Genomic DNA, 14417 nt, shown 5'->3' on the forward strand with positions numbered 1-14417 from the left:
GGGTGAGCGAGCGCAGAGGCAGCTTGAATGATGACGTATATAAACGAAAATAAGCCGCGCATTCCTTTCGGAAGCACGGCCTTACAACTACAACTCGGTCTGAATCGAGAGCCTCAGCCCCCGACAGAGATTAGTACAGACGAGTGCGGCGTGCGTTTTCGCGAGCCAGTTTCTTCGCGTGACGTTTCACAGCAGAAGCTTTAGCGCGTTTACGTTCGGTAGTCGGTTTTTCATAGAACTCACGACGACGAACTTCCGCCAGAACGCCTGCTTTCTCGCAGGAACGCTTGAAGCGACGCAGTGCTACGTCGAACGGCTCGTTTTCACGTACTTTAATTACCGGCATGTAACTCTCACCTTTAATAAATTCGGTTTGCCGCTGGCATCAGCGCCAGCTTATTTCAAAATGGTGCGGAATTTTACTGCAATTGCTGCTGCTTTGTAAAGCACCGATGCGATTTTGAAAGGGACTTTTATAAGGGGGGAGAGTATACACGAAATCGGGAGTGAGGGTATACATCTCCCCGCATTCGACCTACACTGCGCGGTAATAAAGTGAGGTAGAAACAAGTCATGCGTGTACTGGGAATTGAAACATCCTGCGATGAAACCGGCATCGCCATTTACGACGACGAAAAAGGTCTGTTAGCCAACCAATTGTATAGTCAGGTGAAATTACATGCTGACTACGGCGGGGTCGTGCCTGAACTGGCCTCCCGCGATCATGTCCGCAAAACGGTGCCGTTGATCCAGGCGGCGCTGAAAGAGGCGGGACTGAGTGCAAAAGAGATTGATGCGGTGGCGTATACCGCAGGACCGGGTCTGGTTGGCGCGCTGCTGGTCGGTGCAACCGTTGGTCGTTCTCTGGCGTTTGCGTGGAATGTGCCCGCTATCCCCGTACACCACATGGAAGGACATCTGCTGGCGCCAATGCTGGAAGATAACCCGCCGGAATTCCCCTTCGTGGCGCTGTTGGTGTCGGGGGGACATACCCAGCTTATCAGCGTGACTGGTGTCGGACAGTATGAACTGCTGGGTGAGTCGATTGATGATGCCGCCGGTGAAGCGTTCGATAAAACCGCCAAACTGCTGGGGCTTGACTATCCAGGTGGTCCGATGCTGTCGAAAATGGCGTCGCAGGGCACCGCTGGACGTTTTGTTTTCCCACGGCCCATGACCGATCGCCCGGGGCTGGATTTCAGCTTCTCCGGGCTGAAAACCTTTGCGGCAAATACTATCCGCAATAACGGCGGCGATGATCAAACCCGTGCCGATATCGCCCGGGCGTTTGAAGACGCGGTGGTGGATACGCTGATGATCAAGTGTAAACGTGCGCTGGATCAGACCGGCTTTAAGCGTCTGGTGATGGCAGGCGGCGTCAGCGCCAACCGCACGCTGCGCGCGAAGCTGGCGGAGATGATGCAAAAACGTCGTGGTGAGGTGTTTTATGCCCGTCCGGAATTTTGCACCGATAACGGGGCGATGATTGCCTATGCCGGTATGGTGCGCTTTAAAGCGGGCGCCACGGCGGATCTCGGCGTGACCGTGCGTCCACGCTGGCCGTTGGCGGAACTGCCAGCAGCTTAAGTAGGGTTTGTCCTGCCCGGTGGCGCTACGCTTACCGGGCCTACGAATCTATTCTCTGCATTTACCGGATCGACAAGACCGCAGGCCGGGTCAGGCGAAGCCGCCACTCAGCAATACACCGCACTACATCCGCAACATTCCTCTGTCTTCCAGAAACGCAATAATCGTCGCCAGACCGTCACCCGATTTCAAATTGGTAAATGTCCACGGGCGCTCGCCGCGCATGCGCAACGTATCGCGCTCCATCACCTCCAGCGACGCGCCGACATAGGGGGCGAGATCGGTTTTGTTGATCACCAGGAAATCCGATTTGGTGATCCCTGGTCCGCCCTTGCGCGGGATCTTTTCCCCTTCGGCGACGTCGATCACATAGATCGTCAGATCCGCCAGCTCCGGGCTGAAGGTAGCACTCAGGTTGTCGCCGCCGCTCTCGACAAAAATCAAATCCAGATTGCCAAATTTTTCGCTTAATGCTTCCACCGCAGCCAGATTCATCGAGGCGTCTTCGCGGATGGCGGTGTGCGGACAGCCGCCGGTTTCTACACCGACAATACGTTCCGGCGCCAGTGCGCCCGCTTCGGTGAGAATCCGCTGATCCTCTTTGGTGTAGATATCGTTGGTGACCACCGCCAGTTGCCAGCGATCGCGCATTGCTTTGCATAACGCTTCCAGCAGGGCGGTTTTACCGGAACCGACCGGGCCGCCTACGCCAACGCGTAGGGGATGTTTGTACTCACTCATTGTCTCTCCTCAGGAGCGAAATAAACGGCAATATTGGGTTTCATGGCGTGCAGAGGCGATGGCCGCCAGCGGCGTGGCGGAACCCAGACGGTCGTCCGGACACGCCAGCGCTTGCGCCATGCCTTTGGCGTATTGCGCGCAAAGTGAAATAATCAGCCGTTGCGCGGCCTGTTGGCCAAACGGCACCAGCTTGACGCCGGCCATCACGGCGCTCTCGATCCAGCTGTAGCCGAGCGTTAACGCCAGGTCACGCAGCGGAATGCGCCACTGCACGCCGAGCCAGGCCATACCGCAGAGCTGACTGTCGGCAAAACGTGCGCGCCATTGCTGCGGGCACTCTGGCTGCCAGTCGACCACCAGTCGGGTGAACGCGACACCCCGGCTACGTTCTTCTTCCCGCAGCTCGCGGGTTTCCCTGCAGGCCAGCAGATACGCGGTCCAGCGGCGTGCGGCGTCAATATCATCCTGCTCACAGGCGTGATACAGACGGGCAAACAGCGGCAGGTCGACGGTGAAAACGTTATTTTCCATCTGTCGGGTTTGCCAGCATTCGAAGGTGTCCACGCTGTCCACCCAGCCAGTTTCAACCGCCCACTCCAGCCCCTGGGACCAGGTAAACGAGCCCACCGGCAGGCTGCTGCTGGCGAGTTGCAGCAAACGCAACTGCTGTTGTGCGTCACGCATCAGTGCGCATGGCTGTGGTGATGGCCGTGGGATTCACCGGCATACGCCCCGGCCTCGGGTTCAAACGGCAGATGGGCAAAGGTCACCTCTAACCTGAACTGGCGCAGCATGGTGTCCAGAACGTGATCGTGGTGATAGCGCAGTTCGTCCGGCAAAATTTGCAATGGGACGTGACGGTTGCCGAGGTGGTAGCAGGCTTTCGCAAGCAGGAACGGATCGGTGCAACGCACCACCGATACCGCTTCGCTGGCAGCGATAATTTCTACCACCTCCGTGCCATCTTCAGTGCTCAGGCAATCACCGCCGCGCAGCAGCAAGCCTCGGGGCAGCATCAGCCCCGCCTCACGCCCGTCATTGAGCTGTACTTTCGCCCGGCTCTTCACGCGGATATCAATCGGCAGCGTCAGCGTGGCGGTGATGTGCGCTGGGGTGTCAACGCGTTGCGTCAATAACAGCATCTCGGCTCCTCAAAATAAAAAGTAACGTTGCGCCATCGGCAGAACGTCAGCGGGGTCGCTGGTAATGAGTTCGCCGTCGATGCGGACCTCGTAGGTCTGGGCATCCACGGTGATAGTCGGTTGCAGGCTGTTGTGGATCATGTCGGCTTTTTTCACCGTCCGGCAGCCTTTCACCACGGCGGTTTGGCTTTGCAAATTGAGCTGCTGTGCGACACCGTTTTCTACCGCCGCCTGCGACAGAAAAGTCAACCGGGAATGATGACGCGCCGCGCCGAGCGCGCCAAACATCATGCGGTAATGCACCGGTTGCGGCGTGGGGATGGAAGCATTGATGTCCCCCATTGGTGCGCAGGCGATCATGCCGCCTTTCACGATCGTTGCAGGCTTCACGCCGAAAAAGGCCGGTGACCAGAGCACCAGATCCGCCAGCTTTCCGGCTTCAATGGAGCCGACTTCGTGAGCGATACCGTGGGTCAGTGCCGGGTTAATGGTGTACTTGGCGATATAGCGCTTCACGCGCAGATTATCGTTCTCCCCCGTCTCCTCGGCCAACGGACCGCGCTGAACCTTCATCCGGTGCGCCACCTGCCAGGTGCGCAGGATCACTTCTCCCACGCGCCCCATCGCCTGTGAATCCGATGAGGTCAGAGAAAACGCGCCAATATCGTGTAACACATCTTCGGCGGCGATGGTCTCCCGACGGATCCTTGATTCGGCAAAGGCCACGTCTTCGGCAATATCCGGATCGAGGTGGTGGCAAACCATCAGCATGTCGAGGTGTTCATCAATGGTATTGACGGTATAGGGCAGCGTCGGGTTAGTGGAGGAGGGCAGGATATTCGGATGCGCGCAGGCGGTGATGATATCTGGCGCATGCCCGCCGCCGGCCCCTTCGGTGTGAAAGGTGTGGATGGTACGATCGCCAATCGCCGCCAGCGTATCTTCGACAAAGCCTGACTCGTTCAGAGTATCGCTGTGCAGCGCCACCTGAATGTCCATCTCATCGGCCACGGTTAGCGCGCAGTCGATAGCCGCAGGCGTCGCGCCCCAGTCTTCGTGAATTTTCAGGCCGATGGCACCGGCGGCAACCTGCTCGCGCAGTGCATCGGGGTGGGAGCCATTGCCTTTGCCCAGCAGACCGATATTGACGGGCAGCGTATCCGCCGCCTGTAGCATCCGGGCGATGTACCACGGCCCCGGCGTACAGGTGGTGGCGTTGGTGCCAGCTGCCGGTCCGGTACCGCCGCCAATCATTGTCGTCACGCCGGAGACCAGCGCCTCTTCCGCCTGTTGCGGGCAGATCCAGTGAATATGGGTATCCACGCCGCCTGCGGTCACGATCTTGCCTTCACCGGCGATCGCTTCGGTGGCGACGCCGATCGGGATCGTTACGTCAGGCTGAATATCCGGATTCCCGGCTTTGCCGATGGCAAAGATCCTGCCGTCTTTAATGCCGATATCCGCTTTGATGATCCCCCAGTGATCGACGATCAGCGCGTTGGTGATTACCAGGTCCACGCATTCCTGAGACGGCATCTGTCCTTGGCCCATACCATCGCGGATCACTTTGCCGCCGCCGAATTTCACCTCTTCGCCATAGGTGGTGAGGTCGTTTTCCACTTCGATCCACAGATCCGTGTCCGCCAGACGCACTTTATCGCCGGTGGTCGGGCCGAACATGTCGGCGTAAGCCTGCCGGGAAATCTCAGCCATGCTTCACCTCCAGCGCACCCATGACGTCGCCGCGAAAGCCAACAATACGCTGTGCGCCCGCCACTCGAACCAGTTCGACTTCTCGCTTTTGGCCCGGTTCAAAACGTACCGCCGTTCCCGCCGGAATATTCAGCCGAAAACCCAGCGCGGATTCGCGGGAAAAGCGGAGCGCCGGGTTGACCTCGTAAAAGTGGTAGTGCGATCCCACCTGAATAGGGCGATCGCCATGGTTTTCTATCACGATCGTGCGCGTTTCGCGCCCTGCGTTGATCGCAATGTTTCCCGCTGCGATCCGGTATTCGCCTGGAATCATGGGTTCTCCTTAGACGATCGGGCTGTGAACGGTGACCAGCTTCGAACCGTCCGGAAAGGTCGCTTCCACCTGGATGTCCGGGATCATTTCCGGAACGCCTTCCATCACCTGCTCACGGTTCAGAACGTGGCGGCCATCTTCCATCAACGAGGCGACGCTTTTACCGTCGCGCGCGCCTTCCATGATGAATGCGCTGATGAGCGCCACCGATTCCGGGTAGTTCAGTTTCAGACCCCGCGCCAGTCGGCGTTCTGCGACCAGTGCGGCGGTAAAGAGCAACAGTTTGTCTTTTTCTCTGGGGGTCAGTTCCATAAGCGTCTCTCAGGTTTGCCAGATGCGCGGCAGGTGCGGTGGTTTTTGGGTTAACAGCGGGCGTAAAAACTGCCAGATTTCGCGCATGACGCGCTGAACAATCAGGTTGTCGTCAGCCAGAAAACGAACCGTCAGCAGTGAGTCGACGAGCGTTGCCCCGGCATAATCACCGAGCGGAGCAAGACGTTCCCGCGCACCGTCGAGCATCTGTTCCGTAGCCGGATAGCAGAGCAGGGTACCGCACCACGGCTGGCTGGCGATGGCCGAGAGATCCCCATCCCTCAGCGTCAGGCGTTCAATGAGCAGCGGCTGCCCGTCGCGCCAGATCTCCAGACGGTTATGCAGCGTGCCGTGGCTGAACGTTTCTTGCATAACCGGTCGCCCGAGGCAGAGCAGATCCCAGCCCAGCAGGCGGCTTTCAGCGGTGAGATGAAATACGGAGCGGAGGCTGGCGTTAGCGCCGGGGAACAGGATCGTATCCTGCGGCAGCCATTCCAGCGTCGCGTTTGGGGCCAGTGTGAACGTCTGATGCAGGCACGCCTGTGGGCCTGCGCTACGATAAAACTTACCCGCGCCGGGCATGGTGATTAATACGTGACTGTTTTCGTCCAGCGTGACGGAAATGTGCAGCTCATCACCGCCGACAATTCCGCCGGGCGGGTGGAGTAAATAGAGGTGGCAAACATCGTCTTGCGGATAAAATGGCCGTTGAACCGTCAGGGGACCGACGTGGCGTGCATGGGTGAGCACCGTTTTGTGCGCGGTATGGCTAAACCGCAGGTCGAGTTCGGCCTGCCAGCCCCGTGTCGGTGTCTTGTGCGCAAGGGTTTCCAGAGCGTTTCCCTTCTCAGCGTGAGGGTGTTTGCATAGCAAAAAGTATGCCTCAGCGCGGCGGGAAAACGGTCATATGAGACGCTTATGGAAAAAAGGGGCGACAGCCCTGCCGCCCCAACGGGGTTAAAGCAAAACGAGAGGCATCCAGATAAGCCCGGTCGCCAGCAGCAGCACCAGGAAAATCAGGCCGAAAATTGCCCCCAGCCGCCAGTAATCCACGGTCGGCAGATAACCGCTGCCATAGTAGATAGGGCTTGGTCCGGTCGCATACGGAGTGAGAATGCTGCCCAGACCAATAGCCGCACCGACCATCAGGCAGAAGACCGGTAAGGGAATTTCCGGCATCGCCAGCGCGGCGGCGATCATCATCGGTGCCAGCGCGGACGTATACGCCGTGGCGCTGGCAAAGAAGTAACGCAACAGCCAGAACACCACGATCAGCGCGATCATCACCATCACCGGTGAGTAGCCGCTCAATCCGCTCGCCAGCAGTTTGCCAAACCAGGTGATAAAGCCGGTGTTGTTCAGTCCGGTTGCGAGAGTGATAAGTGAGGCCAACCAGAAGAAGACGTTCCACGCCGATTTATTACTGACGATGTCATCCCAGGAGATGATGCGCAGCACCAGCATCAGGGCAACGACGCTGTAACCGACCATCGCGGCATCGATGTAGTCCCCTCCGAAGATCCACAGCACCAGGGCGCCTACCATCAGCACCAGCATCTTTTTCTCACGCGAGCAGAGCGGCCCCATCTCTTTGAGTTCCGATTCCGCCCAGCGTGGCACCTGATCGCCCGACTTCAGCACGGGCGGATATAGCACATAGGCGAGCCACGGCACCAACAGAACCAGCAGAATGCTCAGCGGCAGCATGCCTAAGAACCAGTCGCCCCAGCTCAGCGCCGTATGGGACGCGGTCTTCATCAGACCAATCAGCAGCAGGTTCGGTGCCATCGCCGTCAGGAAAATGGCGCTGGTCACGCAGTCGGCGGTGATCCCCATCCACATAATATAAGAACCAATGGAACGGGCGCTGGGATCGTTGGGTTTTGAGTTATAGAGCGGCGGCAGGTTGCGGATAATCGGGTAGATGATCCCTGCGCCGCGTGCGGAGTTAGACGGTGTAACGGGAGCAAGAATCAGCTCGGAGAACATCACCGCGTAGCCGAGAAACAGCGTGCGGTGCCCCATTTTTTTCACCAGCATCAGCGCGATACGCCGACCGAGGCCGGTTTTTTCATAGCCGGTGCCAAACATGAAGGCGGCGAAAATCAACCAGATCACCGAGTTAGAAAAACCAGAAACTGCCCACGAGAGCGCTTTGGACGTAAATTTGAATCCGTCCTGGGCGAGTTGTTCGGGGCTGAACAAAAGCCACGGCGAGAGAACCGCGATAATTGATATCCCAATCATCGCCACGACTGCGCCGGGTACCGGTTCCAGAATGAGTCCCACGATAACCCCGGTAAAGACCGCAAAGTAGAGCCAGGTGTGGCTCTCAAGACCGGTGGGGACGGGCAAAACAGCAATAATGGCGATGACCACCAGCGGAGCCAGATATCGCCACCAACCAGATAAAGGTGCCATTGTCGTATCCCTGCGAAAGAGGGAGAGGCCGAGGCCTCTCCGGAAGGGTTATTTGATGTAATGCACGTGTTCGCAGATTTCGTCGACGATGGGACCGCGACGTTCGGCGAACTGTTTTTTGTTTTCGGCGATCAGGTTGTTGCCGTGGGTGTCGATAGAGACAATCAGCGGACCGAACTCTTTCACCCGGCAAACCCACAGCGATTCCGGCATACCGAGCTCCATCCAGTGCACTTCTTCGATCTCTTCCACTTGAGTGGCTGCCAGCACCGCGCAGCCTGCCGGGAAGATCACGTGTAGCGCCTTGAACTTCTGGCAACCTTCTTCCGTTAGCGGCCCCATGCCGCCTTTACCCACCACCAGTTTGACACCCGTCTGCTCAATGAACTCTTTTTCAAAGGCTTCCATGCGCATGCTGGTGGTGGGGCCGACGGAGACCATCTCCCATTTTTCACCGTTCTTACGCACGATCGGTCCGGCATGGAAAATCGCTTTACCGTTGAGGTCGTAGGGGATCGGGCGCTTTAGTTCGATCAGGCGGCGGTGGCAGACGTCGCGGCAGGTCACCAGCGTACCGGTCAGATAGATCACATCGCCAACGCGGATGTCTTCCAGGTCTTCGGCTTTGATCGGGGTTGTGAGGATCTTTTTCATAACGCGCTCCGGGTGTGAGACAGGTTTTCGAAGGAGAGGTCAGAATGGACCAGCAGCGTACCGCGACGGTGCGCCCAGCAGCCGGTAGAGACAGCGACGCCAATGGTCGACGGGTGACGCGCGGCGGATTCAATATGCACGCCCATCACCGAACTGTTGCCGGTGAGCCCCTGCGGGCCAATGCCCAGCCGGTTCAACCCTTCTTCCAGACGCAATTCAAGCTCTGCCGCTTTGGGGTTCGGATGGCGGGTGCCGATCGGACGCAGTACCGCTTTACGAGACAGCACGGCGGCGGTTTCAACGGAGGTGGCGATCCCCACACCGACCAGCACCGGCGGGCAGGCGTTGACGGCCAGCGTCGAGATGTTTTCAAAGACGAACTTCACCACGCCTTCGTAGCCTTCGGAAGGCATCAGCACTTTGGAGCGCCCCGGCAACGTGCAGCCGCCGCCGGCCATGTAAACTTCAATTTCCGCGTCTTCGCCATCAGGGACAATGTCCCATGTCACCCACGGTACGCCGCTACCGGTGTTTTTACCGGTATTCACTTCGTCAAAAATTTCTACCGCGTTGTGGCGCAGCGGCGCTTTCACCGTGGCGTCTTCCACCGCTTGCTTGAGAATGCTTTGCAACTCACCCAATAGCGGGAAACGGGAGCCAACCTTCACGAAGAACATGATCTCACCGGTGTCCTGGCAAGCCGGACGGTTAAGAACGATAGCCTTCTGCATGTTGTCGAACATCGTGTGGTAGATGATTTGCCCCATCTTTGAGGTTTCGGCATCCCGTAGCTGTTTTAATTTGTCCACCACATCGTCGGGCATGCGCGTGGAAATCATGGCGGTAAAATTGGCGACTATTTCCGTCAGCGTATTAACCGCATTTTGATTATTTTTATTGCTCATCATGTCAACTCCAGTTCTTTTATTTGTCTGGAAATAAATTCTCCCTCACAAACTACCATTGAATGTGTGGTTTTATATTATTTGCCACTGTGTATATGCAATTAACAGTTCGTGAATGATGCTGAAGAAAGATGATGAAAATTGAGCAAAGGCAGAGATTAACCTTAGATTGCGAATTACACTTCAGGTATCAATTATCATGGACACCCCGAAAAATGCTCAAAAACTGGCCCTTAGCCAAAGACCTTCAGGTGCTGGTGGAAATCGTCCATACGGGCAGTTTTAGCGCCGCAGCATGCGCCCTCGGACAAACGCCTGCCTTTGTGACGAAGCGGATCCAGATTCTGGAAACTACGCTCGGCACTACGCTGCTTAACCGCTCGGCGCGCGGGGTGGCGCTGACGGAAAGCGGTCAGCGTTGTTATGAACAGGCACTGGTGATCCTGACGCAATATCAGCGCCTGATTGATGATGTGACGCAAATCAAAACGCGCCCGGAAGGGATGATTCGTATTGGCTGTAGCTTCGGATTTGGCCGCAGTCATATTGCACCTGCGATTACCGAATTGATGCGCAATTATCCTGAGTTACAGGTCCATTTTGAACTCTTCGATCGGCAAATTGATTTGGTTCAGGATAATATCGATCTCGATATTCGTATTAACGATGAGATCCCGGATTATTATATTGCGCATTTGTTAACAAAGAATAAAAGAATATTGTGTGCCTCCCCAGAATATTTACAAAAATATCCTGAACCCAAAACCTTGCAGGAATTAAGTCACCATGATTGCCTGGTGACAAAAGAGCGTGACATGACGCACGGAATATGGGAACTGGGAAATGGGGTAATGACTCCAACTTACTGATAGTGTTTTATGTTCAGATAATGCCCGATGACCTTGTCATGCAGCTCCACCGATTTTGAGAACGACAGCGACTTCCGTCCCAGCCGTGCCAGGTGCTGCCTCAGATTCAGGTTATGCCGCTCAATTCGCTGCGTATATCGCTTGCTGATTACGTGCAGCTTTCCCTTCAGGCGGGATTCATACAGCGGCCAGCCATCCGTCATCCATATCACCACGTCAAAGGGTGACAGCAGGCTCATAAGACGCCCCAGCGTCGCCATAGTGCGTTCACCGAATACGTGCGCCACAACCGTCCTCCGTATCCTGTCATACGCGTAAAACAGCCAGCGCTGACGTGATTTAGCACCGACGTAGCCCCACTGTTCGTCCATTTCAGCGCAGACAATCACATCACTGCCCGGCTGTATGCGCGAGGTTACCGACTGCGGCCTGAGTTTTTTAAGTGACGTAAAATCGTGTTGAGGCCAACGCCCATAATGCGGGCGGTTGCCCGGCATCCAACGCCATTCATGGCCATATCAATGATTTTCTGGTGCGTACCGGGTTGAGAAGCGGTGTAAGTGAACTGCAGTTGCCATGTTTTACGGCAGTGAGAGCAGAGATAGCGCTGATGTCCGGCAGTGCTTTTGCCGTTACGCACCACCCCGTCAGTAGCTGAACAGGAGGGACAGCTGATAGAAACAGAAGCCACTGGAGCACCTCAAAAACACCATCATACACTAAATCAGTAAGTTGGCAGCATCACCGCGTTCCAGGATGAGTTTCATCGCAACGCCCTTCGCAACGTCAGAAAATAAATCGGTATACCATGGCACTCTATCCCAGACACGTTTGAATAACTCCCTTTTACCGTCAGGAAGAGGGGTCTGCTGTAAAAGAAAATGGAGTTGACTACGTGTATTTTGTGCCAGAAAAAGGGCGCGCTGTTTTTCCAGTAACATCAGTTGATATTGTTCAAGCCCGGTGTCGGGATCGTCTGGTGGAAAAAGTGTTGAAAGAGAAAAATCATCTGAACGCCGGGAATGAAGTTGTAAAAGTTTGACGGCCTGCTGATATGTCTTTGGCACCTGACTGTAATGATGCAAAACATGCCCCAGTATGTAAGGGGTTTTTGTCATCCACTCATGGCTGCTGATATAGAGTTGATGGAATGCATCCAGCTCAGCGTTATCGACTTTGTGCTCAAGCATATCGGTAAGCCAGCAGTGAAATGCCTGCTTTTCTGACATCCCCACTTCACGGCCAAACATTGCCAGACCGTGTAAATTTATCGAGTTGACCGAATTGATAAGAGAACTATTGGATATCCACTCCCAGCTTAAGCGACCAGAGACCGCCTCCAGGCGATCGCCTGACATATTTTCAACCCAACTGAGGCGCCCCTTGATCTCCTCCAGTAAATAACAGGGTAGCAGCGTCCAGCCATATTCCAGACCCCATAAATCAAATTCAATCCATTTGATTTTGTCTTCCAGTTGCATCAGAAGTGGATTCGTGGCAAATCCGGGACGATAGCCGTCAGGAACCGCTTTCAGCGAAACACGTACATCTCCGGGAAGCACCTGCAATGCATTAAGAAGCTGCCATGATGCAGACTCATCATCCATATAGTCTCGCAACACTAGTTTTTTCCCAAGACTACGTAGTATTTGATAAAGATAAGGAAGTGTCGATGACCAATTGGCCCGATAAGGAAGATGTTTAGGAAGAGTGACAATAACACCATCTATAGCAGGCAGCTGACTTAAAGATTCAGCGATTTTTAATTGATAGAATTTTTTCCAGAAAGCTTCATCTGCATGGGTATTTTCAATTAATGCATATTCCGGAAATTTTTCCTGAAGTTTTCCCCCAGATGGAAATGCCTCGCCCTGTAACCAGATTCGTATGCCATTTCCGTTACAGATACGGCATAACCTTTGGAGGTATAGCAGTTTCTCCTGCTGTTCACATATCAAATTTTCTTTTCCATTTTGACAATAGTCAGATGGAGAAGTCAATAACGCGAATAAATCTTGCTGATGAATAACAAGACCATTAAAACCGTCTCGTTTCATCATATTAATTACATTTTGCAAATACGGCCAGTGCCATATTAAAGATGAGTTTACTTCCAGTAGACGCAGAGGGGTCAATGCATACATACATAAATCTCATCAATGTTATTAATACAAAAGTGTATCGTTTAAAATAATTTATTATAATAGAGTATAAAGATAACACCAATAAGAAAAATAGTAAAAAACAGGTCCAAAAAGCTTATAAAATTAATCGTTTTATGTTGTTAGTTTTATTTCTGTCATGATAACGTTAACGACAAATGCCGCAAGAGAAACTACTTACCGAAACTATCAATGTGAAACACTATTCTGCCACCAACGGTAACCGAAAGGGATGCTCTTCCCTGGCTGGCAAGAGCATCAAGGCAGGTTGTTGGCTTCACGCGCGCTCAACTTCGACCAGTTCCTGAAGCTGCTCACGCATGTACAATGAAAAATATTCAGGGTCTCTGATCAAAACCCGTTCACCGGCTTCAAACTTCTCAGCCCACTTAACCAGTTTTTGCGTAAATCCAGGGTTCCACCCCTCCCGCTCACCACGCGCAACGATATCCGACGCACTTGCCGGGCAGCCCAGCTCTTTCAAATATTTCAAAATTCCTTTCGCCGTGCTTTCATCCATAGGTTCTGGAGATGAGGCCGAGGTATTCATACCGTTGATGAAATCTAATGCTTTATCAATGACTGCAGGCATACTTTTATCCTTAAAATTTACCATGTAAAACACAAGACTACTCTATGACCTTAAACCGATTTCAGCCTCAAAGAAATCATTAAATTTCATTGTCCCGACGGCGCTCACTTTACTTGTTGTGCCAGTACGCCGCCACACGGACTAACTGCTGATCAAACGGTTCCTGCTCAAAGCGTTGGCTAAGATTTTTCACCACCTTCCCTTCCCCGGTGATCCAGATGAAATAATCTTCTGTCGGCACGTCAATCTGCGCCAGTCGTGCGGCAACCGCCTGCTCATCGTGTCCCAGCCATTCAATGGAAAAATCGCCCAGATGCGCGAGGTAATCCTGATATGCCGGATCGGCGACGCTCACCAGCGCGGTCACCGTCGGTTTTACCGGTAAGCGATTCAGCGCCTCAAGACGACGCCGCAACGCTGGCATACCGGACTCATCACAAACATAGAGCTGGTAAGCGTAGTCTTCCGGCACTACCAGCGAACCACGTGGTCCGCCGATGGTTAGCGTATCGCCTTCGCGCGCTTTCATAGCCCAACGGCTCGCCACACCGCCGTCGTGAATAAAGAAATCCAGCGCCAGCTCATGACGGGCTTCATCGTACAACGGTGTGTAATCGCGAGAAGCCGGACGCACGCCTTCGCCCCAGACAATCCCTTCCTCCGTTACGGTTGGCGGAACAAACCGGCTGCCGGGTTGCGGGAAAAACACCTTGCTATGGTCGTCAAAGCCGCGCGAGTTAAAGCCTTCCAGCGCATCGCCACCGAGGACAATACGCTGAAAACCCGTCCCGATGCGTTCTACGCGCAAAACGGTAAGTTCGCGAAAGCGCAGTTCATTGCGCACGCGCTGAGGGTAACGTGAAGTTTTATCCATCATTTTTGACCTTCGTGTGATAATCAGATATATCTAAATACAGTTTTCAAATGATAATGATTGTTAATAGCCAGAATTGCAAGTCATTTTTTGATAGCATCTGCAGTGTTACTGCCTTTACATATTTATCAT

At 54.4% G+C, this 14417-nt stretch carries 16 protein-coding genes and 1 pseudogene; 2 read left to right on the top strand and 15 right to left on the bottom strand.

The features are described 5' to 3' along the window. Positions 1-130: 130 nt before the first annotated feature. Positions 131-346, bottom strand: a complete 216-nt coding sequence (gene rpsU / locus C2U53_RS06035) for a 30S ribosomal protein S21 (RefSeq protein ID WP_001144069.1) — start codon at positions 344-346, stop codon at positions 131-133. Between the two features lie 227 nt (positions 347-573). Between rpsU and tsaD the strand changes: the two genes are divergently transcribed. Beyond that, positions 574-1587, top strand: coding sequence for a tRNA (adenosine(37)-N6)-threonylcarbamoyltransferase complex transferase subunit TsaD (tsaD, locus tag C2U53_RS06040; protein WP_042998195.1), 1014 nt, complete (start codon positions 574-576; stop codon positions 1585-1587). A gap of 123 nt (positions 1588-1710) precedes the next feature. Here the strand turns inward: tsaD and ureG are convergent, their stop codons facing one another. The 10 genes from ureG to ttdA all read right to left on the bottom strand — a co-directional run bounded on the left by ureG (position 1711) and on the right by ttdA (position 9791). Next, entirely contained in the window at positions 1711-2328 is a 618-nt protein-coding gene (gene ureG / locus C2U53_RS06045; protein WP_044255783.1) for an urease accessory protein UreG, read from the bottom strand. Between the two features lie 9 nt (positions 2329-2337). Beyond that, on the bottom strand, positions 2338-3012 hold the full coding sequence (locus tag C2U53_RS06050) for an urease accessory protein UreF (RefSeq protein ID WP_104445726.1): 675 nt from the start codon (positions 3010-3012) through the stop codon (positions 2338-2340). Beyond that, the gene (gene ureE, locus C2U53_RS06055) at positions 3012-3470 is read right to left on the bottom strand and encodes an urease accessory protein UreE (protein ID WP_042998193.1); all 459 of its coding nucleotides are present in this window, start codon (positions 3468-3470) and stop codon (positions 3012-3014) included. Before ureE ends, C2U53_RS06050 begins: the two co-directional genes overlap by 1 nt. Positions 3471-3479: 9 nt before the next feature. Continuing rightward, positions 3480-5183: an urease subunit alpha gene (gene ureC, locus C2U53_RS06060; protein WP_042998192.1), complete on the bottom strand. Its 1704-nt coding sequence runs from the start codon at positions 5181-5183 to the stop codon at positions 3480-3482. Then, entirely contained in the window at positions 5176-5496 is a 321-nt protein-coding gene (locus C2U53_RS06065; protein WP_044328096.1) for an urease subunit beta, read from the bottom strand. The genes ureC and C2U53_RS06065 overlap by 8 nt, the downstream gene beginning before the upstream one ends. Positions 5497-5505: 9 nt before the next feature. Continuing rightward, positions 5506-5808, bottom strand: coding sequence for an urease subunit gamma (locus C2U53_RS06070; RefSeq protein ID WP_042998190.1), 303 nt, complete (start codon positions 5806-5808; stop codon positions 5506-5508). Between the two features lie 9 nt (positions 5809-5817). Next, complete coding sequence (locus C2U53_RS06075) at positions 5818-6642, bottom strand: urease accessory protein UreD (RefSeq protein ID WP_192926940.1); 825 nt, start codon at positions 6640-6642, stop codon at positions 5818-5820. A 123-nt stretch (positions 6643-6765) separates the two neighbouring features. After that, positions 6766-8229 carry an anion permease gene (locus C2U53_RS06080; protein WP_042998189.1) on the bottom strand — a complete coding sequence of 488 codons (1464 nt, stop codon included), beginning with the start codon at positions 8227-8229 and terminating at the stop codon, positions 6766-6768. Between the two features lie 48 nt (positions 8230-8277). Continuing rightward, on the bottom strand, positions 8278-8883 hold the full coding sequence (ttdB, locus tag C2U53_RS06085) for a L(+)-tartrate dehydratase subunit beta (RefSeq protein WP_042324302.1): 606 nt from the start codon (positions 8881-8883) through the stop codon (positions 8278-8280). Then, a complete protein-coding gene (gene ttdA / locus C2U53_RS06090) occupies positions 8880-9791 on the bottom strand; it encodes a L(+)-tartrate dehydratase subunit alpha (RefSeq protein WP_104445727.1) in 912 nt (303 codons plus the stop codon). The genes ttdB and ttdA overlap by 4 nt, the downstream gene beginning before the upstream one ends. A gap of 212 nt (positions 9792-10003) precedes the next feature. Between ttdA and C2U53_RS06095 the strand changes: the two are divergent. After that, positions 10004-10636, top strand: a pseudogene (locus C2U53_RS06095) (LysR family transcriptional regulator); the annotation flags it as partial. Positions 10637-10650: 14 nt separating this feature from the next. Here C2U53_RS06095 and C2U53_RS06100 read toward each other — a convergent pair. The 4 genes from C2U53_RS06100 to C2U53_RS06110 form a co-directional block, all read right to left on the bottom strand. Next, positions 10651-11348 (bottom strand): IS1-like element IS1A family transposase gene (locus C2U53_RS06100; protein WP_223195251.1). Its coding sequence is split into 2 segments (ribosomal slippage): positions 10651-11099 and positions 11099-11348, totalling 699 coding nucleotides; the frame shifts between segments, so codons are not numbered across the junction. Between the two features lie 28 nt (positions 11349-11376). Further along, positions 11377-12801, bottom strand: coding sequence for a hypothetical protein (locus tag C2U53_RS29870; protein WP_172740561.1), 1425 nt, complete (start codon positions 12799-12801; stop codon positions 11377-11379). Positions 12802-13096: 295 nt separating this feature from the next. Further along, positions 13097-13435 carry a DUF1889 family protein gene (locus C2U53_RS06105; protein ID WP_071888470.1) on the bottom strand — a complete coding sequence of 113 codons (339 nt, stop codon included), beginning with the start codon at positions 13433-13435 and terminating at the stop codon, positions 13097-13099. A gap of 85 nt (positions 13436-13520) precedes the next feature. After that, positions 13521-14285 carry a siderophore-interacting protein gene (locus tag C2U53_RS06110; RefSeq protein ID WP_090049163.1) on the bottom strand — a complete coding sequence of 255 codons (765 nt, stop codon included), beginning with the start codon at positions 14283-14285 and terminating at the stop codon, positions 13521-13523. Positions 14286-14417 lie beyond the last annotated feature (132 nt).

Source organism: Citrobacter sp. CFNIH10, assembly GCF_002934585.1.
GTDB classification, from domain to species: domain Bacteria; phylum Pseudomonadota; class Gammaproteobacteria; order Enterobacterales; family Enterobacteriaceae; genus Citrobacter_A; species Citrobacter_A amalonaticus.